Source organism: Pseudomonas sp. 10(2024) (assembly GCF_045164175.1).
GTDB classification, from domain to species: Bacteria; Pseudomonadota; Gammaproteobacteria; order Pseudomonadales; family Pseudomonadaceae; genus Aquipseudomonas; species Aquipseudomonas alloputida.
Map to the genome: position 1 here is coordinate 1,127,718 of NZ_CP174006.1, position 23,920 is coordinate 1,151,637.

General features: G+C 62.9%; 19 protein-coding genes. 7 read left to right on the plus strand and 12 right to left on the minus strand.

Going from position 1 to position 23,920, the window contains the following annotated elements; translation table 11 throughout:
- Positions 1-113 precede the first annotated feature (113 nt).
- From ACI7M0_RS05095 to arcD (ACI7M0_RS05120), 6 genes are all read right to left on the minus strand, one after another.
- Entirely contained in the window at positions 114-1,622 is a 1,509-nt protein-coding gene (locus tag ACI7M0_RS05095) for a sigma-54-dependent transcriptional regulator (RefSeq protein WP_003255078.1), read from the minus strand.
- Positions 1,623-1,762: 140 nt separating this feature from the next.
- Positions 1,763-2,131, minus strand: coding sequence for a DUF5064 family protein (locus tag ACI7M0_RS05100; protein WP_049588478.1), 369 nt, complete (start codon positions 2,129-2,131; stop codon positions 1,763-1,765).
- A gap of 56 nt (positions 2,132-2,187) precedes the next feature.
- On the minus strand, positions 2,188-3,117 hold the full coding sequence (gene arcC / locus ACI7M0_RS05105) for a carbamate kinase (RefSeq protein WP_129933262.1): 930 nt from the start codon (positions 3,115-3,117) through the stop codon (positions 2,188-2,190).
- Between the two features lie 164 nt (positions 3,118-3,281).
- Positions 3,282-4,292 carry an ornithine carbamoyltransferase gene (locus tag ACI7M0_RS05110; RefSeq protein ID WP_010952185.1) on the minus strand — a complete coding sequence of 337 codons (1,011 nt, stop codon included), beginning with the start codon at positions 4,290-4,292 and terminating at the stop codon, positions 3,282-3,284.
- Between the two features lie 69 nt (positions 4,293-4,361).
- Complete coding sequence (gene arcA / locus ACI7M0_RS05115) at positions 4,362-5,615, minus strand: arginine deiminase (RefSeq protein WP_021781892.1); 1,254 nt, start codon at positions 5,613-5,615, stop codon at positions 4,362-4,364.
- Positions 5,616-5,648: 33 nt separating this feature from the next.
- Complete coding sequence (gene arcD / locus ACI7M0_RS05120) at positions 5,649-7,076, minus strand: arginine-ornithine antiporter (RefSeq protein WP_010952187.1); 1,428 nt, start codon at positions 7,074-7,076, stop codon at positions 5,649-5,651.
- A 436-nt stretch (positions 7,077-7,512) separates the two neighbouring features.
- On the opposite strand from arcD (ACI7M0_RS05120), the gene arcD (ACI7M0_RS05125) reads away from it, so the two are divergent.
- Positions 7,513-8,940: an arginine-ornithine antiporter gene (gene arcD / locus ACI7M0_RS05125; RefSeq protein ID WP_003255067.1), complete on the plus strand. Its 1,428-nt coding sequence runs from the start codon at positions 7,513-7,515 to the stop codon at positions 8,938-8,940.
- Here arcD (ACI7M0_RS05125) and ACI7M0_RS05130 read toward each other — a convergent pair.
- From ACI7M0_RS05130 to gap, 6 genes are all read right to left on the minus strand, one after another.
- Positions 8,920-9,333 (minus strand): YbaN family protein, encoded by a 414-nt coding sequence (locus tag ACI7M0_RS05130; protein ID WP_129933264.1) that lies wholly within the window; start codon positions 9,331-9,333, stop codon positions 8,920-8,922. The genes arcD (ACI7M0_RS05125) and ACI7M0_RS05130 overlap by 21 nt on opposite strands.
- 54 nt (positions 9,334-9,387) lie before the next feature.
- A complete protein-coding gene (locus ACI7M0_RS05135) occupies positions 9,388-9,981 on the minus strand; it encodes a biliverdin-producing heme oxygenase (protein ID WP_129933266.1) in 594 nt (197 codons plus the stop codon).
- A gap of 201 nt (positions 9,982-10,182) precedes the next feature.
- Positions 10,183-12,771, minus strand: coding sequence for a TonB-dependent receptor (locus ACI7M0_RS05140; protein WP_129933269.1), 2,589 nt, complete (start codon positions 12,769-12,771; stop codon positions 10,183-10,185).
- A 126-nt stretch (positions 12,772-12,897) separates the two neighbouring features.
- Entirely contained in the window at positions 12,898-13,860 is a 963-nt protein-coding gene (locus ACI7M0_RS05145; protein WP_129933271.1) for a FecR domain-containing protein, read from the minus strand.
- Between the two features lie 89 nt (positions 13,861-13,949).
- Positions 13,950-14,462, minus strand: a complete 513-nt coding sequence (locus ACI7M0_RS05150; RefSeq protein WP_003255059.1) for an RNA polymerase sigma factor — start codon at positions 14,460-14,462, stop codon at positions 13,950-13,952.
- A gap of 256 nt (positions 14,463-14,718) precedes the next feature.
- Complete coding sequence (gene gap / locus ACI7M0_RS05155) at positions 14,719-15,720, minus strand: type I glyceraldehyde-3-phosphate dehydrogenase (protein ID WP_014589858.1); 1,002 nt, start codon at positions 15,718-15,720, stop codon at positions 14,719-14,721.
- Positions 15,721-15,984: 264 nt separating this feature from the next.
- On the opposite strand from gap, the gene edd reads away from it, so the two are divergent.
- The 6 genes from edd to ACI7M0_RS05185 all read left to right on the plus strand — a co-directional run bounded on the left by edd (position 15,985) and on the right by ACI7M0_RS05185 (position 23,876).
- Complete coding sequence (edd, locus tag ACI7M0_RS05160) at positions 15,985-17,811, plus strand: phosphogluconate dehydratase (RefSeq protein ID WP_003255057.1); 1,827 nt, start codon at positions 15,985-15,987, stop codon at positions 17,809-17,811.
- Positions 17,808-18,767 carry a glucokinase gene (locus tag ACI7M0_RS05165; RefSeq protein WP_129933273.1) on the plus strand — a complete coding sequence of 320 codons (960 nt, stop codon included), beginning with the start codon at positions 17,808-17,810 and terminating at the stop codon, positions 18,765-18,767. Before edd ends, ACI7M0_RS05165 begins: the two co-directional genes overlap by 4 nt.
- 78 nt (positions 18,768-18,845) lie before the next feature.
- The gene (gene gltR / locus ACI7M0_RS05170) at positions 18,846-19,571 is read left to right on the plus strand and encodes a two-component system response regulator GltR (RefSeq protein ID WP_014589861.1); all 726 of its coding nucleotides are present in this window, start codon (positions 18,846-18,848) and stop codon (positions 19,569-19,571) included.
- The gene (locus tag ACI7M0_RS05175; RefSeq protein WP_274142284.1) at positions 19,552-21,006 is read left to right on the plus strand and encodes an ATP-binding protein; all 1,455 of its coding nucleotides are present in this window, start codon (positions 19,552-19,554) and stop codon (positions 21,004-21,006) included. The genes gltR and ACI7M0_RS05175 overlap by 20 nt, the downstream gene beginning before the upstream one ends.
- 228 nt (positions 21,007-21,234) lie before the next feature.
- The gene (locus ACI7M0_RS05180; protein WP_129933931.1) at positions 21,235-22,482 is read left to right on the plus strand and encodes an AGE family epimerase/isomerase; all 1,248 of its coding nucleotides are present in this window, start codon (positions 21,235-21,237) and stop codon (positions 22,480-22,482) included.
- Between the two features lie 107 nt (positions 22,483-22,589).
- Positions 22,590-23,876 (plus strand): ABC transporter substrate-binding protein, encoded by a 1,287-nt coding sequence (locus ACI7M0_RS05185; RefSeq protein ID WP_064493191.1) that lies wholly within the window; start codon positions 22,590-22,592, stop codon positions 23,874-23,876.
- Positions 23,877-23,920 lie beyond the last annotated feature (44 nt).

A 23,920-nucleotide genomic window follows, 5' to 3' on the forward strand; every position in this document is an offset into this window, starting at 1 on the left:
TTCAGGGTGACAAGCAAAATTACAATGTCGCCATTCTACGGGGAGCACTCCAGTCAAATGTGGCTGAGCGGCTAGGAAAAGTCCGATTCAATTATGGGTTTTGACCACAGTCGTTATGGTTTCCCGGGTATTCCATATTTACGCAGCCTCTGCGCGATAGCTGTGTGCGAAGTTTGCAAGCGCCCGGCCAGTTGCCGTGTTGACGGGTAGCTGGCGTATAAGCGCTGTAACAGTTCGCGCTCGAAATCACCTACAGCCTGTTCCAGGCTGGCCACTTCGCCGTCTTGCCCGCGTGCCACCGAGGTGCCGGCGATATCCAGGTCGCCGATATCCACCAGGTTGCCCTCGCAGATAGCCGCGGCGCGGAAGATCACGTTCTGCAACTGGCGCACATTGCCCGGCCAAGGGTTGGCCAGCAGTGCCGAATGGGTGGAGGGGGTCAGCCGACAGGCTGGGCGCTGGATCTGCGTGCACGCCTGCTGCATGAAGAAGTGCGCCAGCATCAGGATGTCCTGGCCACGGTCGCGAAGCGGCGGTACCTCCAGGTTAAGCACGTTCAGACGGTAGAACAGGTCTTCGCGGAAGCTGCCTTCGGCGACCATGCGCTCCAGATCGCGGTGGGTGGCGCTGATGATGCGCACATCCACCTTCACTTCACGGTCGCCACCCACCCGGCGGAAGCTGCCATCGCTGAGAAAACGCAGCAGCTTGGCCTGCAGGTAGGGCGACATTTCACCAATTTCATCGAGGAACACGGTGCCCTGGTTGGCCAGTTCCATCAGCCCAGGCTTGCCACCTCGTTGCGCGCCGGTAAAGGCCCCGGGCGCGTAGCCGAACAGCTCGCTTTCGGCCAGGCTCTCGGGCAGCGCGGCGCAGTTCAGGGCCAGGAACGGGGCCGCGTGGCGGCTGCTGACGGCATGGCAGGCGCGGGCTACCAGTTCTTTGCCGGTGCCGGTCTCGCCATGCACCAGCAGCGGTGCATCGAGCGCAGCCACGCGTAAGGCGCGGGCCTTGAGGGTGCGGATGGCCGGCGACTCGCCCAGCAAGGCATCGAAGCCTTCGGCGTGGTCGTGGTGCAGGGCCGACAGGCGTTCGCCCATACGCGAAGGTGGGTACAGCGTCAGCAGGCCACCGGCGTTGGTAATCGGCATGGCGTCCAGCAGCAGGCTATGGCCGTTCAGCTGCATTTCGCGCATGGGCAGGTGGAAGTTGTTGTCCAGCAGCGCCTGCAGCAGCGCGGGGTCGCCAAACAGCTCACCCACCGAGCGGCCGGCAGATTCGCGGCCGCACAGTTCGATCAGCGCCGGGTTGGCCAACAGCACCAGGCCTGCGCTGTCCACCGCCAGCACCGGGTCGCTCATGGCGGCCAGCAGGGCATCGAGCTGCAGGTGGCGGCGCTGGCCGGGGAGGATGTCGACCACGTCCACCGATTGCACGCCGTGTACTTCGAACAGCGCGTCGTGCAGTTCTTCAAGTACGGCGGGGCTGAGGGTGGGGGCGTCGATGTAGACGTTCGGCGGGACCATCTCCACGGCGTCCAGGTTGAGGTTGCGGGCACCGAGCAGGGCGAGGACTTCCTGGGTGATGCCGACGCGGTCGATGAAGCTGACGTGGATGCGCATGGGGTTCGAACAGTTGGCAATGGAGGCCGCCAGTATGCCCTGAGACGGGTGTCAGGCCCAAGGTTGGCGGTGGCGCATTCGCGGGCGCGCCCGCTCCCACAGGCTTGCTGCTGTGGGGGCGGGCTTGCTCGCGAAAAGGGTCACTCCAGATGTTCAGGTTTGATCGGGTCGCCCGATTTCACATCGAGCTTTTCGCGAATGTCCGCGAACATATGGTCATAGAGCTTGTGCGGCGAACTCAGGGTCTCGAATTTCTTCGGCGGCGCCAGATACGACTGCGCCTTGCGGGTCAGTAGCATGAGGAAGCTGGGCAAGACCTGGTCCTTGGCCAGGAAGAACTTTTCTTCCACCGGCTTGCCTTCGATGCTGCCATGCATGTGGAACTGAATACCTCTGCCTTCCTTGGGGTCCGCCACGGCCTCGTACTCGATGTTCAGGTCATAGCTGTGGTCGGCGTTGTTCAGCGCAGTGCGCTCGATGTGTACATGACCGGAGTGATACTGGGCCATGGCTATCTCCTTTGGAAGGTCGAAAATGGCGGGCCGCGTAAGCCCGCCGACTGCATTCAACGGTAGCTGATCCCCGGCTTCTCGGTGGAAACCCGAGTGCCGGCTTTGCCTTTGACGATGTCTTCGATGTTCTCCAGCGAACTGATCACCGCCACCTTGCCGGTGTTGCGGGCAAAGTCGCAGGCAGCCTGCACCTTCGGCCCCATGGAGCCGGCGGCAAACCCCAGCGTTTCCAGCGCGTCCGGGTGGGCCTGGGCGATGGCCTTCTGCGTCGGTTTGCCCCAGTCAATGTAGGCTGCATCGACGTCGGTGGCGATAATCAGAAGGTCGGCTTCCAATTGCTCGGCCAGCAGCGCCGAGCACAGGTCTTTGTCGATCACCGCCTCGATGCCTTTGAGCTTGCCGTTTTCATCGTACATGGTGGGGATGCCGCCACCGCCTGCGCAAATCACGATGCTGCTTTTCTCCAGCAGCCACTTGATCGGGCGAATTTCGAAGATGCGCTTGGGTTTCGGGCTGGCTACCACGCGGCGGTACTTGTCGCCGTCGGCCTTGACCACCCAGCCCTTTTCCTTGGCCAGGCGCTCGGCCTCTTCCTTGCTGTAGACCGGGCCGATGAACTTGGTCGGATCCCTGAAGGCCGGGTCATTGGCGTCCACTTCTACTTGGGTGAGCAAGGTGGCGAATGGCACCTCGAAGGCCAGCAGGTTGCCCAGTTCCTGTTCGATCATGTAACCGATCATGCCCTCGGTCTCGGCACCCAGCACGTCCAGCGGGTAGGCCTCGTCTGGCTTGTACGACAGGGCCTGAAGCGACAGCAGACCCACTTGCGGGCCGTTGCCGTGGGCGATGACCAGCTCGTTGCCAGGGTGAATCTTGGCGATCTGTTCGGTGGCGGTGCGGATATTGGCGCGCTGGTTGTCAGCGGTCATGGGCTCGCCGCGACGAAGCAGGGCGTTGCCGCCCAATGCAACAACGATACGCATGTGGAATGTCCTTTAGCGAAAGAATGAATGGACTGTCGCTGCACGGAGGATGCGGAGTTCGCTGTGGGAGCGGGCATGCCCGCGAAGAGGCCAGACCTGACATCATCGATGATGCGGCTGACGCCTTCGCGGGCACGCCCGCTCCCACAGGGACTGCGGGCTACCTATAGATCAGCCAGGGTCGATACCAGGATCGCCTTGATCGTGTGCATGCGGTTTTCCGCCTGCTCGAAGGCGATGCACGCTGGCGACTCGAACACGTCATCGGTCACTTCGATGCCGTTGGCCAGGTCCGGGTATTGTTCGGCGATCTGCTTGCCTACCTTGGTTTCGGAGTTGTGGAATGCCGGCAGGCAGTGCATGAACTTGGTCCGTGGGTTACCGGTGGACTTCATCAGTTCGGCATTCACCTGATAAGGCTTGAGCTGCTTGATGCGCTCACCCCAGGCTTCGATCGGCTCGCCCATCGATACCCACACGTCGGTATGGACAAAGTCGACACCTTTGACCGCGGCTTTCGGGTCTTCGGTGAGGGTAATGCGTGCGCCGCTTTCTTCAGCGTACTGCTTGCAGCGCTCGACCAGGTCGTCGTGTGGCCACAGTGCCTTGGGCGCGGCGATGCGCACATCCATGCCCAGCTTGGCGCCGATCAGCAGCAGCGAGTTGCCCATGTTGTTGCGGGCATCGCCCAGGTAGGCGTAGCTGATGTCGTGCAGCGGCTTGTCGCTGTGCTCACGCATGGTCAGCACGTCGGCGATCATCTGGGTCGGGTGGTATTCGTCGGTCAGGCCGTTGAACACCGGTACGCCGGCGAACTTGGCCAGCTCTTCGACGATTTCCTGCTTGAAGCCACGGTACTCGATGGCGTCATACATGCGCCCGAGCACACGGGCGGTGTCCTTCATGCTTTCCTTGTGGCCGATCTGCGAGGAGTTGGGGTCGATGTAGGTGACGTTGGCGCCTTGGTCATAGGCTGCGACTTCGAAGGCACAACGGGTACGGGTGGAGGTTTTTTCGAAGATCAGGGCGATGTTGTTGCCCTTCAGGTGTTGCTGCTCGGTGCCCGTGTACTTGGCGCGCTTGAGGTCGCGGGACAGGTCCAGCAGGTAGCGCAACTCACGGGTGGTGTGGTGTTCCAGGCTGAGCAAGTTGCGGTTGTGAATGTTGAACGCCATGACAGTTTCTCCTTGAGTTCGGTGATGTCCCGGCCGCCACTTCATGGGTGCGGCCGGGCGTAATGGTCGTTAGTAGTCGATCGGGTCGCGCACGATAGGGCAGGTCATGCAGTGGCCGCCGCCACGGCCCCGGCCCAGTTCGCCGGCGCTGATGGTGATGACCTCGATGCCAGCCTTGCGCAGCAGGGTGTTGGTGTAGGTGTTGCGGTCGTAGCCAATGACCACGCCCGGCTCGATGGCCACCACGTTGTTACCGTCATCCCACTGCTCGCGCTCGGCGGCGAAGCTGTTGCCGCCGGTCTCGACCACGCGCAGCTGCACGCCCAGTTGCTCGCCCACCACCTCGATAAACGACTTGTTGATGCGGCGTACATCCATTCCGTAAGGCTTGCTTTCGTCCGGGCGGATGATGAATGGCACAATCTCTTTCACCACTTCCGGGAAGACCGTGACCAGGTCGCGATCGCAGAAGCTGAAGACAGTGTCCAGGTGCATGGCGGCGCGGGACTTTGGCAGGCCGGCGACGATCACTTCCTTGACGGCGCCCTTGGCGAACAGGTTTTGCGCGAGCTGGCCGATGGCCTGGCGCGAGGTGCGCTCACCCATGCCGATGAGCACGATGCCATTGCCGATCGGCATCACATCACCGCCTTCGAGCGTGGCATTGCCATGGTCCTTGTCCGGGTCGCCATACCACACCTGGAAGTCGGCCTCGGTGAACTCCTTGTGGAACTTGTAGATGGCGGTGGTCAACAGGGTTTCCTGGCGACGCGCCGGCCAGTACATCGGGTTCAACGTCACGCCGCCGTAGATCCAGCAGGTGGTGTCGCGCGTGAACTGGGTGTTGGGCAGTGGTGGCAGGATGAAGCTGGAGTGGCCCAGGTAGTCGTTGTACATCTTCACGACTTCGGCGCCTTCGCTCTGCGGCAGGTCCTGGCCCGCCACGCCGCCGATCAGGAATTCGGCCAGGTGGCGTGGCTCCAGGCCTTCGAGCCAGCTGCGCACTTCGTTGGTGAGGCCTACGCCGACGGTGTCAGGGGTGATCTTGCGGTCGAGGATCCACTTGAGCGCCTCTTTGTTCTGCACGATATCGGTCAGCAGGTTGTGCATCTCCAGCACATCCACGCCACGCTCGCGCATCTTGGTGACGAAGTCGAAATGGTCACGCTTGGCCTGGTCGACCCAGATCACGTCGTCGAACAGCAGTTCGTCACAGTTGCTCGGCGTCAGGCGCTTGTGCGCCAGGCCCGGGGCGCAAACCATCACTTTGCGCAGTTTGCCGGCTTCGGAGTGGACACCGTACTTCTGTTTTTCAGCGGACATGGTTTCATTCCTCCAATTGATCGAAGACGTGGGTCAAAGGGTCAGGAAGCCGTCATACAGGCCATAGGCTGCCACCAGGGCGCCAATGACCACGGCTGCGAAGATCAGTTTTTCCACGTTGGTGAAGACCGGTTTGCCCACCTCACGCTTGGCCTTGGCGAACAGGATGGCGCCAGGTGCGTAGAGCAGGGCAGAGAGCAGCAGGTATTTCACGCCGCCGGCGTACAGCAGCCAGATGGCGTACAACAGGGCGATGCCACCGATGATCAGGTCCTTCTTGCGTTCGGCCAGGGCTTGTTCGTAGGTTTCGCTGCGCAGTGCCAGCAGGAACGCATAGGCTGCCGACCACAGGTAGGGCACCAGGATCATCGAGGTGGCGAGGTAGATCAGAGACAGGTAGGTGCTGCTTGAGAACAGCGTGATGACCAGGAAGATCTGCACCATGGCGTTGGTCAGCCACAGGGCGTTGGCCGGTACCTGTTTGGCGTTCTCGCGGCGCAGGAACTCCGGCATGGTGTGGTCCTTGGCTGCGGCGAACATGATCTCGGCGCACAGCAGCACCCACGACAGCAGCGCCCCGAGCAGCGAGATGACCAGGCCGACGCTGATCAGCACCGCCCCCCAGTGGCCGACCACATGCTCCAGCACGGCAGCCATCGACGGGTTCTGCAGCTTGGCCAGTTCCGGTTGAGTCATGATGCCCAGCGACAGCACGTTGACCAACACCAGGAACAGCAGCACGGTCACGAAGCCGATCACCGTTGCCTTGCCCACGTCGGTGCGTTTTTCCGCCCGCGCCGAGAAGATGCTCGCGCCCTCGATGCCGATGAACACCCACACGGTGACCAGCATCATGTTGCGCACCTGGTTCATGACACTGCCAAGCTCTGGCGTGCCCATGGCCCAGATATCGGCGGTGAAGATGTCGAGCCTGAAGGCGAACAGGCAGATCAGGGCGAACAGCACCAGCGGCACCACTTTGGCCACAGTGGTGACCAAGTTGATGAAGGCGGCTTCCTTGATGCCGCGTAGTACCAGGAAGTGCACCGCCCACAACAGGATCGACGCGCCAATGATGGCGGCTGGGGTGTTGCCTTCACCGAAGATCGGGAAGAAGTAACCCAGGGTGCTGAACAGCAGCACAAAGTAGCCGACGTTGCCCAGCCAGGCACTGATCCAGTAGCCCCAGGCCGAGGAAAAGCCCATGTAGTCGCCGAAACCAGCCTTGGCGTAGGCATACACCCCGCCATCCAGGTCAGGCTTGCGGTTGGCCAGGGTCTGGAACACGAAGGCCAGGGTCAGCATGCCGACCGCGGTGATCGCCCAGCCGATCAGCACGGCCCCAACCCCTGCGCTGGCGGCCATGTTTTGCGGCAGCGAGAAGATACCGCCGCCAATCATCGAGCCGACGACAAGTGCAACTAACGCGCCGAGCTTTAGTTTTCCGGATGAATCAGACATTTAACAACTCCTGCCAGGAGAAAGTTGACGACAGAATAGATCCGACGCCTTTGCCTTGACCTGACTTGCGTCAGTTTAAGGCGACGTGAAGGTAGGAAATTTCCTTCACGGGTGCTCCTGGAGAGTGCCGACAGCTTGAGCTGCAGGCCTTACGTACTGGCACCTCCATGTCCTTCTAGAGCAAACGCTCTGTTCAGCCTGCGATGCTTGAAACTAGCTGCTTTTGCCGCTTTCGCAAATTTTCCACAAGAATTTCGAGTTTTATCCGTTTCTTTTCTAGTTGCCGGACTGCTGCTAGTTTTGAGAGAGCAGGCACATAGACAAAGCAGTTATGAGTGATATAGGTTGAACGCACAGCTTTAGTATAAGTAACGATATTCATATAGCCCGCAAGGCTGTTTCAAACGCATGACAGGGCTCGAAGAAAGGGAGGCTCATGAGCGAACCGGGACAGAAGCTGCGCCTGGGCGCGCTGATCGCGCTGGTGGTCGGGTCGATGATTGGCGGCGGTATCTTCTCGCTGCCGCAGAACATGGCCGCGCGTGCTGATGTGGGCGCAGTGCTGATCGGCTGGGGGATCACCGCGGTCGGCATGTTGGCCCTGGCCTTCGTGTTCCAGACCCTGGCCAACCGCAAGCCGGAACTGGACTCAGGGGTATATGCCTACGCCAAGGCCGGCTTTGGCGAGTACATGGGCTTTTCCTCGGCCTGGGGCTACTGGATCAGCGCCTGGCTGGGCAACGTCGGCTACTTCGTGCTGCTGTTCAGTACCCTGGGCTTCTACTTCCCGGTGTTCGGCGAAGGCAACACGCCCATCGCCATCGGATGTGCCTCGCTGCTGCTGTGGTCGGTGCACTTCCTGGTACTGCGCGGCATCAAGGAGGCGGCCTTCATCAACCAGGTCACCACCGTCGCCAAAGTGGTGCCTTTGCTGATTTTCGTGGTGATCGCGGCATTTGCCTTCCGCGCCGATATCTTCACCCGGGATATCTGGGGCTTGAGCAACCCACAATTCGGCAGCGTGCTGGAGCAGGTGCGCAACATGATGCTGGTGACCGTGTTCGTGTTCATCGGCATCGAGGGCGCCAGTGTGTATTCCGGGCGCGCCCAGCGTCGGTCAGACGTTGGGAAGGCCACGGTCATCGGTTTTCTGGGTGTGCTGGCGCTGCTGGTGCTGGTCAACGTGTTGTCGCTGGGCATCATGACCCAACCGGAACTGGCCGGGCTGCAGAACCCCTCGCTGGCCTCGGTGCTGGAGCATATCGTCGGCCCCTGGGGCGCCTTGCTGATCAGCCTCGGCCTGGCGGTCTCGCTGCTTGGCGCCTTGCTTTCATGGGCGCTGCTGTGTGCCGAAATCCTTTACGCCACGGCGCGGGACAAGACCATGCCGCGCTTTCTGGCCAAGGAAAACGCCAACCATGTGCCGGCTAACGCCCTGTGGCTGACCAACTGCATGATTCAGGGTTTCCTGCTGATTACGCTGTTCTCCGCCGGTACGTACACTAGTCTGATCTACCTGGCCTCGTCGATGATCCTGGTGCCCTACCTGTGGTCTGCGGCGTATGCCGTGCTGCTGGCGATGCGCGCAGAAACCTATGCCGGGCAGCCGAGGTTGCGGCGCAAGGACTTGCTGGTGGCGCTGGTTGCCCTGCTGTATGCCGTGTGGCTGCTGTATGCCGGCGGGCTCAAGTACCTGCTGCTTTCGGCGCTGCTGTACGCCCCCGGCGTCATCTTGTTCGCGAGGGCCAAGCATGAGCAGGGGCAGACGTTGTTCACGGCCTGGGAAAAGCTGATTTTCGCCGCCGTGCTGGTGGGTGCCGCGCTGGCGGCCTACGCCTTGTATTCAGGGCTGCTGAGCTTGTGACGGGGCAGAGCAGACGTGTTCCGGGCGTGACCAGATCCACAGGTTGCCCAGGGTCATGCCGGCGATTGCCAGGAATACTGGCCAGTGGTGTTCCAGAAAGGTCAGCATCAAGCCCGCGCACAGCAGCATGCTGATGGTTGCGCTGACCTTGGCCCGGCGCTGGATCACCTTGCCGTTGCGCCAGTTATGCAGAATTGGCCCGAACAGCCGGTGGTTCTCCAGCCATGCCGACAGGCGCGGTGAACTGCGTGTGGCAGCCCAGGCGGCCAGCAGGATGAACTCGGTGGTCGGCAAGCCAGGAATCACAATGGCGACCAGACCCACCCCAAGGCTCACGTAAGCCAGGATTCCATACAACAGGCGGGCGAGTTTCGAGCGGGCTGGTAGGGTCATGTTCTCACTGCAAAAAACGGTTCGGCCACCGGAGGGGTGGCCGGCTACGGCGTATCAGACCAGCGCGGCATCCGCAGCGTAGGCGTGCTTGAGCAACTGGGTGAAGCGCTCGAAGGCGGCCACTGCACCGCGTTCTGCAGCCGCTTCCTCTTCAGGCGAGAGCGCCAGGCCATCGAGGATGCGGGTGAACTGCTTCCAGCCTTCGGCACGGCCACCGGCGGGTTCCCCCAGGTGACGGGCGCCGAAGCTGTCGGACAGTTCCAGGGCCACGGCACGCTTGATCAGAAACGCAGCGCCCAGTTTGGAGCCTTCGGAGACGAAGATCCAGCCCATTGCCTCGCCCAGGCTTGGCTTGTCCACAGCGCCCGGCACGGCGGCCGGTACTTCGGTGTCGAGGTCGGCGAGGTCCAGGCGGGCCTGGTCGGCACGGCAGCGCTCAGCCAGATCAGGGACGATGGCGATCAGCTGAGGGTCGTTGTACAGGGCCTGCAGCTCGGACTGGAACAGGTACTGCGCGACGACGAAGCGGGCGAAACTTTCGCGGCTGTCGAAAGGCGCGTGGGATTTCACCAGGGCATCCAGCTCGGCGTGCGGGGCGTGGGTGATCTGGTTCAGGCGCTGGGAGCGCAGGGCTGGGCGGTCGGTCATGGGGGAGTCCTTGGAAAGAGGGCGTCTAGATACAAGACGAAACAGCGGGAGCGGGACAGTAAAAAAAGCCGGTATTTGTGTTGCCAGTACCGGCCTCTTCGCGGGTAAACCCGCCCCTGCAGCAACATCACAGGTCCAAGACCTGTGTTGAACCTGTGGGCGCGGGCGTGCCCGCAAAGAGGCCGGTACAGACGTAACGCCTCAGATATCCCAAACCACATTGATACCGAAGTTGCGCCCCGGCATGGTCAGGCGGTCGATGTTGGCAGGCTGGGTCACAGCCGCCTCACCCTGGCCGTCGTAGCTGCGCACCGAATCCCACTGCCAGTATTTCTTGTCGGTAAGGTTGTACAGCCCGGCATTGATGGTGACGTCGTCGGTGACCTTGTAGTAACCGGTCAGGTCCAGCACACCGTAGCCCGGGGTGCGGAACTTCGAGGTTGAACCGTCAGGCGAATAAAAGGTGCTGTCGTCGACGCGGGTCTTGCGCTTGACCAGCGTCCAGCTCAGCAAGCCACCGTAGTTCTGCTGCTCGTAGCCCAGGCCGAATACGCCCTTGAGCGGGTTGACACTGTTCAACGGCTGACCAGTGTCATCGTTACGACCATAGGTGTAGGCAATCGAGCTTTGGGTATAGAGGCCCTGCGGTGCGCCGAAGTGGTCGAGGTTCAGGCGGCCCTTGAATTCGGCACCCTTGATGGTGGCGTGCTTGATGTTGTTGGCCTGGAAGGTCTGTTCCAGGTTGGCGCTTTGCACGGCATCTTCGTCGATGAAATCACGGTACTTGTTGTAGAACACTGCCACGTCGAAGTTGCCGGCGTCGAAGTTGCCACGCAGGCCGGTTTCGTAGCTTTTGCTCTTTTCAGGCTCAAGGTTCGGGTTGCCCTCCACGCGGTAGCCTTGGTCCAGGTTCTGGAAGCGGCCATACATGGCTTTGGCGGTCGGCGTGCGGAAGCCCTCTGCATACTGGCCGTACCAGGTGTAATTGTCGTTGAAGGCGTAGGTCAGGCCGAACTTGGGCGAGACGCGGTGCCACTTCTTGTCCGAATCGTCCTGGGAGGTAGGCGCCGTACCGCTGGACTCCAGACCGCGCAGGAATTCCTCGGTGAATTTGGGCTCCATACGGGTGTAGTCGTAGCGCGCGCCGGGCATGAAGGTCCAGTTGTTCCAGCGGATTTCATCCTGCGCGAACAGGCTGTAGGTATTCACGGTCGGGTCCGGGAAGTCGCTGACCAGAACCTGGCCGTCTGCCGGGCGTTCGGCGCCGGCGGCGGAACAACCGGATCCTACGGTCAAGCAGGTACCGGTACCGCTGCGCGAACCGGTGACCTTTTCGTGCTTGAGCGTGGTGCCGTAGGTCAGCAGGTGGTCGGTGGCGCCGATGCTGAAGGCCTTGTCCAGCTGGGCGTCGAACACCCACTGGCGGTCCTTGTAGGTGGTATCGCGGGTGCGCAGCACCTGGCGGCCAGGCGGCACGTAAACTTCCTCGGTGTGCTGGTCGGTCTTGGCAATCTGGTAGTTCAGGCTCCACTTGACGTGGTCGGCGACCAGCGAGTCCAGGCCGAACTCATGGTTAACGCCGAAGCGCTCGCGGGTGATGGTGTCGTTGCCATTACGCGCCTTGTAGTAGCCCATGCCACCAAAGCCGGGGATGAACGGCCCACCCACCGCGCTGAGGATGTTCTGGTCGCGGTCATCCTTGTAGCGCTCGTAGGTGAACCCCAGGCGCGCGTCGTCGGCGTAGTTCCAGCCCAGCTTGGCCAGAACGTTGGTGGTGCGCACGTCCATCGGGTTGGCTTCGGTGCGCGACAGGCCGTCGCCACTGTGGCTGCCGTGGGTTTCGGTCTCGTGGCCGTTGCGCTGGCTCAGGTGCAGCAGGCCGTCGAAGTCACCCTGGCGGCCGGCGACGGTGGCGGAGGTCAGCCAGCTTTCGTCGGCCGAGCTGTAGCCGGTTTTCAGGCGCGCACCCACGTCTTTGCCGGGCTTGATGATGTCGTCCGGGTCGAGGGTGAAGTAGCTCACCGCACCGCCGATGGCGTTGCTGCCATACAACACCGAGGCCGGGCCGCGGAGGATTTCCACACGCTTGACGATTTCCGGGTCGACATAGTTGCGCTGGGTCTGGGCATAGGGGCCGTAGAAGAAGCTGTCGGGGATCGACACGCCGTCGACTTGGGTGAGGATCCGCTCGCCGTCGATACCACGGATGTTGTAGCCGTTCAGCCCGCTGCGCTGGCCGGTTCCGGATACCGACACACCCGGCTCGTAGCGCACCAGGTCCTGGATATTGTTCACGTTCTGCCGGTCCAGTTGCTCACGGGTCTGCACGCTGACAGTGCTCGGCACCTGGCTGACGTCCTGTGCGCTGCGGGTGGCGCTGACGGTCACCTGCTGCAGGGCGATCACGTTGCTTGCGGTTTGGCGCTCCAGTACCACATTGCCGTTGCTGATCTTGCGAAAACTCAGCCCGGTACCCCGCAACAGGCGCTTGAGGGCAGCATCTGGCGGCAGCGAACCCTGCACGCCTGGCGAAGCCACGCCGTCGGCCAGCTCGGCGCTGAAGCCGACCTGCCAGCCGGTGACCTGGCTGAAGGCGTTGATCGCCGACACCAGCGGCTGCTGGCCGATGCTGAAGCGGTAGTCGCCCATGCGCGGGCTGCTGGCCTGGGCCGGCTCGGCGGCCAGCGCCGGCAGGCTGCAGGCGCCGCTGGCGAGCAGGGCAAGGGTCAACAGGGACAGTTGTCCTGTACGGCGGGGAAGGTTGGACGAGCGGGTAGGACCAGTGGACATCGGAAGCGCTCCCAGACGCGCGGGCTGTTATAGGTGATGGCTGTTCTCGTTCTCAAACAAGAATCAGTTGCATTGGCTATAACGAGACGGGCGGGCGAGTGCGATCGCGTAAAAATAATTCAGGGGTCAGTTCAGGATGACCAGCGCCGGGTACTCATGCAGTTGTGCCGAGGTGATGTGGGCCAGTGCGCGCAGGGTTTCCAGCGGCTGGTCGAGGCGGTAGTTACCGGTGACGGCAACGTGCTCCAACTGCGCATTGCGGTTGATGATCCAGCCCGGGTAATAGCGCTGCACTTCGGCCAGTACCTGGCTCAACGGGCAGTTCTCGAACACCAGGCGGCCGTCGATCCAGGCCAGGTCCCTGTGCATGTCGGGGCGCTGGCGCTGGCCAAAGCCTTGGGGGCCGACGCTGATGCTGTCGCCGGCACTCAGGCGGATGCGCTGGTCGCGCTCCCCCTGCAGGTCGACATCGCCGCGTTGCACCCGTACCTGGGCCTCGCCGTCAAGGTAGCGCACGGCAAAGTCGGTGTTGCGCACCTGTGCGCGCAACGGCCCGGCTTCCACCTCCAGCGGCAGCTGCGCGCCCTCGGGGACCTGGAAGTAAGCCTCGCCCTGTAGCAGGCGGGCGACCTGGCGGCCGTCCTGGCGTTCGCTGGCGAATGCCGAATTGGTGTTGAGCAGCACTTTTGCGCCGTCTTCCAGTTGCAGGCGCTGGCGCTCGCCGACCACCGTAAGGTGGTCGGCCTGCAGGCGCATGGGCAGGTTACCGACGGTGAACAGCCCGACCAGCAGCAGCGCTGCGGTGGCCAGGGGTTTCCAGTGACTGCGCAGGCGCCCGCGCCATGAGCGGCGTTGCTGCTGGTGCATGTGCGTGGCCACCTTGTGCAACGGCGTACCGTTCCACAGCGCCTCGGCTTCGACATAGGCCTCGGCGTTTTCCGGCGCGGCGCTCAGCCAGGCTTCAAAGGCCTGGGTGTCTGCGGCATCTGCGCATTGCAGGCGCACCAGCCAGTCCAGCGCCTCGTCCATGGCACGAGCACGGGCATCAGGCCTGGCAGGTGACGGGCGAGGGGCAGGGCTGTCGGTCACGGTGAATCCTTGAATGGTTTTTTTGCGAATGATCAAGGCTAAGGCGGGGTGTGGCAAGGGCTTTGCGTTGCCGTTCGCCTGGGGTCAGCTTACTTGAGTCGTTCGGCAACACCCATGCAGATTGCCATGATCAGTTTCAGTTCCTTTTGTACCGTGCTGGGCGAAACACTCAGTTGTTCGGCGATTTCCAGATAGGTGGCGCCATGCAGGCGGCTGAGGATGAAAATGCGTTGTTGGCGTTCGCTCAGTTGATTGAGGCTGACGCTGAGGTGCTTGAGCAACTGCTCGGCGTGGGCGGCATCCTCGCTGCTGGTGGCGGGCGCGGCGACACTGTGCAGCACTTCGTCGGGCACGTCGTCGACCAGCATGCGTGCCTGCACCCGGCGTGCCCGCAGGTGGTCCAGCGCCAGGTTGCGCGCGGTCTGAAACACGAACGGCTCGATGTGCTCGATGGGCCGCTCGCCCAGCGCGCGGGACACCCGCAGGTAGGTTTCCTGCAGCAGGTCTTCGGCCGTGCTGGGGTTACCGACCATGCGCTGCAGGGTACGCAGCAGGGTGAGGCGCTGAACGAGGAAGACGGAATTGAACCGGGACTGACTCACGGGGGGACCTGGCCGACGAAAGGTTAATGATAATGCTTATCATCCGTACGGCAGGTCAAGTGTGGAATTATCAGGAAAAGGTAAAGATTGTAGTCGCTGGATGTCGTTTGCTTTTTTTGGGAGCAACTGTCTTGCTCAATTTCTAAAAGCTGGCGCGATCCCTGTGGGAGCGGGCTTGCCCGCGAACACGGGCGAAGCCCGTGCCATCCACCACGGTGTTGGCTTCGCGGGCAAGCCCGCTCCCACATGGGTCGCGTCAGCCAGCCCGGTGCAGCGCCAGGCAGTTATCCAGCATCCGGTTGCTGAACCCCCACTCGTTGTCATACCAGGCCAGCACCTTGAGCATCCGCCCGTTGGCCCGGGTATGGTTGGCATCGAAGATCGACGACAGCGGGTTGTGGTTGAAATCGCAGGAAACCAATGGCAGGGCGTTGTAGCCCAATACCTTGGAATGCTTGCTGGCCTCGAGGAACAGCTGGTTCACTTGCTCGGCCGTGGCCTCGCGCTTGAGGTTGACGGTGAGGTCCACCAACGACACGTTGATGACGGGCACCCGCACCGCCATGCCGGTCAGCTTGCCGGCCAGCTCCGGCAGCACCAGGCCCACGGCCTCGGCGGCACCGGTCTTGCTCGGGATCATCGACTGGGTGGCTGAACGCGCGCGGTACGGGTCGCTGTGGTAAACGTCAGTCAGCACCTGGTCGTTGGTGTAGGCGTGGATGGTGGTCATCAAGCCTTGCTCGATGCCGAACTCCCGGTGCAGCACCTGGGCGATCGGCGCCAGGCAGTTGGTGGTGCAGGAGGCATTGGAAATGACCTGGTGCGAGGCCCGCAGGATGTCGTGGTTGACCCCGTATACCACGGTGGCATCGGCACCCTTGGCCGGCGCCGAGACAATCACCTTGCCCGCCCCGGCGGCCAGGTGCGCAGCGGCTTTGGCGCGGTCGGTGAACAGCCCGGTGCACTCGAACACCACGTCGATCGCCTCGGCCTTCCAGGGCAGTTCGGCCGGATTGCGAATGGCACTGACCGCGATACGGTCACCGTTGACCGTCAGGCTTTCGTGGTCGGCCTCGACGGTCGCGTCGAAGGTGCCGTGGACACTGTCGTACTTGAGCAGGTGGGCGTTCATGGTGCTGTCGCCCAGGTCGTTGATGGCGACGACCTGCAGGTCCTGGCGGTAGCCTTGGGTATACAGTGCGCGCAGGACATTGCGCCCGATTCGGCCGAATCCATTGATGGCGATGCGAAGGGTCATGGCAGTACCTCTGGCAGTTCGAGTGAAACCTGTGGCACAAAGGAGCTTCACTGAAACGGTTTTGTTGTTGGAATTACAAGATTATTCACTGGCTGATAGAAAACAAGCCTTTTTAGTGGCAGTATTTTGTTTAAATATACAACGAGTGGTTGGGCGTCGTGCCTCCACCGATGCAGCGGGCTCCTAACCATGAGCCTAGGCCGCAATCGTTTGGAGGGGAAATGCCCGGTAAACCGCCCTTACAATTAGCCTGGAGTCCAGTACATGCATCCGCGCATCCTTGAGGTCACCCAGCGGCTGGTCGAACGCAGCCGCGCCACCCGCGAACGCTACCTGCAACTGATTCGCGGTGCGGCCAGTGAAGGCCCCATGCGTGCCAGCCTGCAGTGCGCCAACTTCGCCCACGGCGTGGCCGGTTGCGGCAGCGAAGACAAGCAGACTCTGCGCCTCATGAACGCGGCCAACGTGGCCATCGTCTCGGCCTACAACGACATGTTGTCTGCCCACCAGCCTTACTTGCACTTCCCCGAGCAGATCAAGCAGGCCCTGCGCGAGGTCGGCTCGGTCGGCCAGTTCGCCGGTGGCGTGCCGGCCATGTGCGATGGGGTGACCCAGGGCGAGCCGGGCATGGAGCTGGCGATCGCCAGCCGTGAAGTGATCGCGATGTCCACGGCGGTAGCGCTGTCGCACAACATGTTCGACGCGGCACTCATGCTGGGCATCTGCGACAAGATCGTCCCCGGCCTGATGATGGGCGCGTTGCGCTTCGGCCACCTGCCCACCATCTTCGTCCCGGGTGGGCCAATGGTTTCCGGCATCTCCAACAAGCAGAAGGCCGATGTGCGCCAGCGCTATGCCGAAGGCAAGGCCAGCCGCGAAGAGCTGTTGGAGTCCGAGATGAATTCCTACCACAGCCCCGGCACCTGCACCTTCTACGGCACCGCCAACACCAACCAGTTGGTGATGGAAGTGATGGGGCTGCACCTGCCGGGCGCCTCGTTCGTCAACCCGTACACGCCGCTGCGTGACGCACTCACCGCCGAGGCTGCGCAGCAGGTGACGCGCATGACCAAGGCCAGTGGCAGCTTCATGCCGCTGGGCGAAATCGTCGACGAGAAGGCGCTGGTCAACTCCATCGTCGCGCTGCACGCTACCGGCGGCTCGACCAACCACACCCTGCACATCCCGGCGATCGCCCAGGCTGCGGGTATCCAGCTGACCTGGCAGGACATGGCCGACCTTTCCGAAGTGGTGCCGACCCTGTCGCACGTCTACCCCAACGGCAAGGCCGACATCAACCACTTCCAGGCTGCCGGCGGCATGGCCTTCCTGATTCGTGAACTGCTCGACGCCGGCCTGCTGCACGAAGATGTCAACACCGTGGCCGGCCATGGCCTGCGCCGCTACACCCAGGAACCCTTCCTCGACAATGGCAAGCTGGTGTGGCGCGAAGGGCCGCAACACAGCCTGGACGAAAGCATCCTGCGCCCGGTGTCGCGACCATTCTCGGCCGAAGGCGGCCTGCGGGTGATGGAAGGCAACCTGGGCCGTGGCGTGATGAAAGTGTCTGCCGTCGCCCCCGAGCACCAGGTGGTCGAGGCCCCGGCGCGGGTGTTCCAGGACCAGCAGTCGCTGGCCGACGCGTTCAAGGCCGGTGAGCTGGAGCGTGACTTTGTCGCGGTGGTGCGCTTCCAGGGCCCGCGCTGCAATGGCATGCCGGAACTGCACAAGCTCACCCCGTTCCTCGGTGTATTGCAGGACCGTGGCTACAAGGTTGCGTTGGTCACCGACGGGCGCATGTCCGGTGCCTCGGGCAAGATCCCCGCGGCCATTCACGTTTGCCCGGAGGCTTACGACGGCGGCCCGCTGGCGCGGGTGCGCGATGGTGATATCGTGCGGGTCGACGGAGTCGAAGGCACGTTGCGGATCATGGTGTCGGCCGAAGAACTGGCCAGCCGTGAGCTGCCGCCGGCACCCCAGGGCAACGACCTGGGTTGTGGGCGCGAGCTGTTCGGCTTCATGCGCATGGCGTTCAGCCCGGCAGAGCAGGGTGCCAGTGCCTTTACCTCGGCCCTGGAGCACCTCAAATGAAGCACCTGCTGGTTGGTGATATTGGCGGCACCAATGCCCGTTTTGCGTTGTGGCGTGACAACCAGCTGCATGAAGTAAATGTTTTCGCCACCGCGGACTACACCAACCCCGAGCAGGCCATCGAGGCCTACCTGGAAAGCCAAGGTATCGCCCGCGGTGGCCTGGCGGCGGTGTGCCTGGCGGTGGCCGGCCCGGTCGATGGCGATGAATTCCGCTTCACCAACAACCACTGGCGCCTGAGCCGCACGGCATTTTGCAAGACCTTGCAGGTCGAGCGACTGTTGCTCATCAATGATTTCACCGCGATGGCGCTGGGCATGACGCGTCTGCGCGAAGGCGAGTTCCGCGAGGTGTGCCCCGGCCAGGCCGACCCCTCGAGGCCGGCATTGGTGATCGGGCCAGGTACTGGCCTGGGTGTGGGCTCGCTGCTGCGACTGGGCGAACAGCACTGGAAGGCCCTGCCGGGTGAAGGCGGACATGTTGACCTGCCGGTAGGCAATGCTCGCGAAGCGGCAATCCACCAGCAGATCCACAGTCAGATCGGTCATGTCAGCGCCGAGGCCGTGCTCAGTGGGGGTGGCCTGGTGCGGCTGTACCAGGCGATCTGTGCGCTGGACGGCGAAACGCCCAGGCACAAGACCCCGGCGCATATCACCGATGCCGCGCTGGGCGGTGAGCCACGGGCGCTGGCGGTGGTCGAGCAGTTCTGTCGTTTCCTTGGGCGAGTGGCGGGTAACAATGTGCTGACGCTGGGCGCGCGAGGCGGGGTCTATATTGTGGGCGGTGTGATTCCGCGCTTTGCCGAGCTGTTCTTGCGTAGCGGGTTTGCCGCGAGTTTTGCCGACAAGGGGTGTATGAGTGGCTATTTCACCGGGGTGCCGGTGTGGCTGGTGACGGCGGAGTTTTCCGGGTTGGAGGGGGCAGGGGTAGCGTTGCAGCAGGCGTTGGATCACTGAGGGGGCCGCTTTGCGGCCCCGATGGCAATACCCGACAGCAGGCAAAAAGACCTGTAATCAACAAGAGGAAGGACCACCTTGAGCACTGCCGGCAAATCGATCCTGATGGTCGACGACGACCAGGAAATCCGTGAACTGCTGCAAACCTACCTGAGCCGATCCGGCTTCCAGGTGCATGCCGAGGCTGACGGCAAGGGCTTTCGCCACGCGCTGGAAACCACGCCCTGCGACCTGGTCATTCTTGACGTCATGTTGCCCGACGAAGACGGCTTCAGCTTGTGCCGCTGGGTACGCCAGCACCCACGCCAAGCGCGCGTACCTATCATCATGCTCACCGCCAGCTCCGACGAGGCCGACCGGGTCATCGGCCTGGAGCTGGGCGCTGACGACTATCTGGGCAAGCCGTTCAGCCCCCGCGAACTGCAAGCGCGAATCAAGGCTTTGTTGCGCCGCACCGAGTTCGGCCAGACGGCGCCGGGCAGCGCCGTGCTGGCCTTCGACGACTGGCGCCTGGACACGGTCAGCCACCGCCTGTTCCACCGTGATGGAGAGGAGGTGATCCTCTCCGGCGCCGACTTTGCCCTGCTCAAACTGTTCCTCGATCACCCGCAGCAAATCCTCGACCGCGACACCATCGGCAACGCCACCCGTGGCCGCGAACCGATGCCGCTGGACCGTATCGTCGACATGGCGGTCAGCCGTCTGCGCCAGCGCCTGCGCGATACCGACAAACCTCCCCGGCTGATCCGCACCGTGCGAGGCAGTGGCTACTTGTTGGCGGCGCATGTCTGCTGTGCGCCCTGAGCGGCGCTGGCGCCTGCTGCCGCGCTCCTTGCTGGGGCGCATGCTGCTGCTGACCTTGCTGGTTGTCCTGCTGGCCCAGGGGTTGTCCAGCATCATCTGGGTATCTCAGCTGCGCGCCAGCCAGCTTCAGGGGCTGCGTGCCAGCGCCAGCAGCCTGGCCCATTCCATGAGTGCCAGCGTCAGTTACTTCCGCTCGCTGCCGGTGGCCTACCGGCCGCTGGTGCTCGACCAATTGCGCAGCATGGGCGGCACGCGTTTCTTCGTGTCGCTCAACGCCACACCGCTGGACATGCAGGCACTGCCCGTCACCCCTCGCAAGCAGGCGGTGATCGATGTGTTCCAGCAGGTGCTGCACGAGCGCCTGGGTTCGCAGATGGAAATTTCCGTGGAGTTTGTCGGGCCTGACGACCTGCGCATCTTCAACAGCGGCCTCAAACTCGATGAACTGCCGCGCTCATGGGCCCATTATTCGCTGACCCTGGAACCGCTGAAACCCCCGGTACTGGTCACGCAGATCCGCTTGGGCGAGGGCGAATGGTTGTACATCGCCTCGCTGTTGCCCGAACCGTACACGGGGCTGGAAGCCGAACGCCTGCCGCGCCAGCAGATCGGCTTCATCGTGCTGACCACGGCCTTGCTGTTGCTGTTCATCGGCTTGCTGGTGCACTGGCAAAGCTGGCCACTGAAGCGCCTGGCGCGGGCCGCCCGAGAGATGTCGCTGGGTGCCGATGTGGCGCCAGTGGCTGAAGCTGGCGGCAGTGAAGTGGTCGAGGTGAGCCGGGCATTCAACAGCATGCGCGAGCGTATCAGCCGTTACCTGACCGAACGCAGCCAGCTGTTCAGCGCCATTTCCCATGACCTGCGCACCCCGATCACACGCCTGCGCCTGCGTGTCGAACTGCTGGAGGACGAGCGCCTGCAGGCCAAGTTCAGCCAGGACCTGGACGAGCTGGAGTTGCTGGTCAAAGGCGCCTTGCAGTGCGTAAAGGACACCGACATCCACGAAAACATCGAGCCGGTCGACCTTAACCAGGTGCTGGAGATTCTGGCCGAGCCTTACCTGGGCGATGGTCGCATCACCGTCGAGGGCCAGGCGCTGGCGCCATACCCGGGCAAGCCGCTGGCGTTGCGTCGCTGCATCGGCAACCTGATCGACAACGCCATCAAGTACGGCGAACGGGCGCGGCTGCGCATCATCGACGGGGCAGAGGGCTTTGTGCTGCAGGTGGATGACCAGGGGCCCGGGGTGCCGCAGCAGCAGCTGGAACAGGTGTTCGAGCCGCATTTCCGGCTGGCCGGGCAGCAGCAGGGGTATGGGCTGGGGTTGGGCATTGCGCGCAACATCGCCCATAGCCATGGGGGCGAGGTGAGCTTGCTGAACCTGCGGGAGGGCGGGCTGCGGGTGACCCTGTATCTGCCGCGGGGTTTGGATTGAGTTTTTGGGGTGCCTGTGCGGGCCTCTTCGCGGGCAAGCCCGCTCCCACAGGTACAGCGTAAACTTGGAAGGCTGTGCGGTCTTTGTGGGAGCGGGCGCGCCCGCGAAGAGGCCAATACAGGCAGGCGAAATGTCACTGCCCAGTGACAATCCCGTCGTCCTTCGTGACATCCGCCATGACCCCGCTGGCTAGAATTCGCAAACGACTGGCAAGGATCAAGCTGGCCCATGACCCCCCTCAACCTGTCCGTTAACAGCTGGCTCAATGCCCCGGCCCACACCGCCTGGCGCCTGGCTGAAGCACAGCGCCTGCTGGCCTTTGCCAAGGCCGCGAAACTACCCGACGGTTTCGGTAACCTGGATGCCAATGGGCAACTCGCCCCCGGTGCCCGTGCTGAAACCATCAACACCGCCCGCATGACCCATTGCTTTGCCTTGGCCCACCTGCAGGGCATCCCCGGTAGCCTGGCCTATGCCGAGCACGGTGTGGCAGCGCTGCGCGGTGCCATGCAGGATGCCACCCACGGCGGTTGGTTCGCCCATCCTGGCGGCCACGACGATAGCGGCAAGGCGGCGTACCTGCATGCCTTCGTCGCGCTGGCCGCCAGCTCGGCGGTGGTGGCCGGCGCTGTCGACGCCAATACGCTATTGGCAGACGCAATCCAGGTGATCGAAGCGCATTTCTGGAGCGAAGAAGAAGGTGCCCTGCGGGAAACCTTCTCCCGCGCCTGGCAGCTTCCCGAGCAGTACCGGGGCGCCAACAGCAACATGCACGCGACCGAGGCCTTCCTGGCGTTGGCAGACGTCACCGGCAACGGCCTGTGGCTGCAACGTGCCTTGCGTATCGCCGAACGCATCATCCATACCCATGCCGCCGCCAACGGCTATCGGGTGATCGAACATTTCGATGCCCATTGGCAGCCGCTGCCGGATTACAACCTCGAACACCCCGCCGACCCCTTCCGGCCTTATGGCACTACACCCGGGCATGCCCTGGAGTGGGCGCGGTTGCTGTTGCACCTGGAAGCTAGCCTTGAACGGGCCGGCCTGTACGCCCCGCAATGGCTGGCGGACAGTGCCCGCGCATTGTTCGACACAGCCTGCCAACAGGCCTGGAACGTCGATGGCGAACCGGGTTTCGTCTATACGCTGGACTGGGCTGATCGCCCGGTGGTGCATGCACGATTGCACTGGGTGCACGCTGAGGCTTGCGCGGCTGCGGCAGCCCTGTTGCAACGCACCGGCGAGGCGCATTACGAACAGTGGTACCGCTGCTGCTGGGGCTTTATCGCCAACCATTTCATCGACCCCATTGGCGGCAGCTGGCACCACGAACTCGGTGCGCACAACCAGCCGGCCGGGTCCCTCTGGCCGGGCAAGCCCGACCTCTATCACGCCTACCAGGCGCTGCTGCTGCCAGGTTTGCCCCTGGCACCCAGCCTGGCCAGCAACCTGGCCGGCAATGTAACCAAATGATGACATTCACGCATCGCTTCGTTACCTGACGAGGCGGGCACGCTGTTTAGACTTCATGCTACGCAAGCGATCGACTTGCACGGCATAACAACAAGAAAGGTGCTCCGATGAATTCCACGCTCCGTCTCGCTGCCGCAATTTCCTTTGCCTCGTTAATCCCCTTGGGTGCCCAGGCTGCTGACGCCAAAGGCAGCGTCGAAGTGGTGCACTGGTGGACCTCCGGTGGTGAAAAAGCGGCGGTCGATGTGCTCAAGGCCCAGGTCGAAAAAGACGGCTTCATCTGGAAGGACGGCGCCGTCGCCGGCGGCGGTGGTGCAACGGCCATGACCGTGCTCAAAAGCCGCGCAGTGGCCGGCAACCCGCCGGGCGTCGCGCAGATCAAAGGCCCGGACATCCAGGACTGGGCGGCCACCGGCCTGCTCGACGCCGATGTGCTCAAGGATGTGGCCAAGGAAGAAAAGTGGGACTCGCTGCTGGACAAGAAAGTGGCCGACACCGTGAAGTACGACGGTGACTACGTTGCCGTACCGGTGAATATCCACCGCATCAACTGGCTGTGGATCAACCCCGAGGTGTTCAAAAAAGCCGGCATCGACAAGGCGCCCACCACCCTCGACGAATTCTACGCCGCCGCCGACAAGCTCAAGGCTGCCGGTTTCATCCCGCTCGCCCATGGTGGGCAACCCTGGCAGGACAGCACCGTGTTCGAAAGCGTGGTGCTGTCGGTGATGGGCGTCGATGGCTACAAGAAGGCCTTGGTCGACCTCGACAGCGCAACGCTGACCGGGCCGCAGATGGTCAAGGCGCTGACCGAGCTGAAGAAGGTCGCCACCTACATGGACCCGGACGGCAAGGGCCAGGACTGGAACCTGGAAGCCGCCAAGGTCATCAACGGCAAGGCCGGCATGCAGATCATGGGCGACTGGGCCAAGAGCGAATGGACCCTGGCGAAGAAAACTGCTGGCAAGGATTACCAGTGCGTGCCGTTCCCCGGTACTGACAAGTCCTTCCTGTACAACATCGACTCGTTGGTGGTGTTCAAGCAGAACAACGCTGGCACCTCTGCCGGTCAGCAGGACATCGCCCGCAAGGTGCTGGGTGAGGACTTCCAGAAAGTCTTCAGCATCAACAAGGGTTCGATCCCGGTACGCAACGACATGCTTGCCGACATGGGCAAGTATGGTTTCGATGCCTGTGCTCAAACCTCCGCCAAGGACTTCCTGGCCGACGCCAAAACGGGCGGCCTGCAACCGAGCATGGCGCACAACATGGCCACCACGCTGGCCGTGCAGGGCGCGTTCTTCGATGTGGTGACCAACTACATCAACGACCCCAAGGCCGACCCGGCCGATGCGGCGAAGAAGCTGGCGGCGGCTATCAAGGCTGCCCAGTAACGGCTGTTCGCGGGCACGCCCGCTCCCAGATGGGCCCTGCTCAC

What these genes read in the sequence shown, in the direction of transcription:
- ACI7M0_RS05110 (WP_010952185.1), bottom strand. Translation starts at nt 4,292, where the DNA reads ATGGCGTTCAACATTCACAACCGCAACTTGCTCAGCCTGGAACACCAC.
- ACI7M0_RS05135 (WP_129933266.1), bottom strand. Translation starts at nt 9,981, where the DNA reads ATGACCGACCGCCCAGCCCTGCGCTCCCAGCGCCTGAACCAGATCACC.
- ACI7M0_RS05095 (WP_003255078.1), bottom strand. Translation starts at nt 1,622, where the DNA reads ATGCGCATCCACGTCAGCTTCATCGACCGCGTCGGCATCACCCAGGAA.
- ACI7M0_RS05165 (WP_129933273.1), top strand. Translation starts at nt 17,808, where the DNA reads ATGAAGCACCTGCTGGTTGGTGATATTGGCGGCACCAATGCCCGTTTT.
- ACI7M0_RS05185 (WP_064493191.1), top strand. Translation starts at nt 22,590, where the DNA reads ATGAATTCCACGCTCCGTCTCGCTGCCGCAATTTCCTTTGCCTCGTTA.
- edd (WP_003255057.1), top strand. Translation starts at nt 15,985, where the DNA reads ATGCATCCGCGCATCCTTGAGGTCACCCAGCGGCTGGTCGAACGCAGC.
- arcD (WP_003255067.1), top strand. Translation starts at nt 7,513, where the DNA reads ATGAGCGAACCGGGACAGAAGCTGCGCCTGGGCGCGCTGATCGCGCTG.
- arcA (WP_021781892.1), bottom strand. Translation starts at nt 5,615, where the DNA reads ATGTCCGCTGAAAAACAGAAGTACGGTGTCCACTCCGAAGCCGGCAAA.
- ACI7M0_RS05175 (WP_274142284.1), top strand. Translation starts at nt 19,552, where the DNA reads ATGTCTGCTGTGCGCCCTGAGCGGCGCTGGCGCCTGCTGCCGCGCTCC.
- ACI7M0_RS05100 (WP_049588478.1), bottom strand. Translation starts at nt 2,131, where the DNA reads ATGGCCCAGTATCACTCCGGTCATGTACACATCGAGCGCACTGCGCTG.
- ACI7M0_RS05140 (WP_129933269.1), bottom strand. Translation starts at nt 12,771, where the DNA reads ATGTCCACTGGTCCTACCCGCTCGTCCAACCTTCCCCGCCGTACAGGA.
- arcC (WP_129933262.1), bottom strand. Translation starts at nt 3,117, where the DNA reads ATGCGTATCGTTGTTGCATTGGGCGGCAACGCCCTGCTTCGTCGCGGC.
- ACI7M0_RS05180 (WP_129933931.1), top strand. Translation starts at nt 21,235, where the DNA reads ATGACCCCCCTCAACCTGTCCGTTAACAGCTGGCTCAATGCCCCGGCC.
- gap (WP_014589858.1), bottom strand. Translation starts at nt 15,720, where the DNA reads ATGACCCTTCGCATCGCCATCAATGGATTCGGCCGAATCGGGCGCAAT.
- arcD (WP_010952187.1), bottom strand. Translation starts at nt 7,076, where the DNA reads ATGTCTGATTCATCCGGAAAACTAAAGCTCGGCGCGTTAGTTGCACTT.
- ACI7M0_RS05130 (WP_129933264.1), bottom strand. Translation starts at nt 9,333, where the DNA reads ATGACCCTACCAGCCCGCTCGAAACTCGCCCGCCTGTTGTATGGAATC.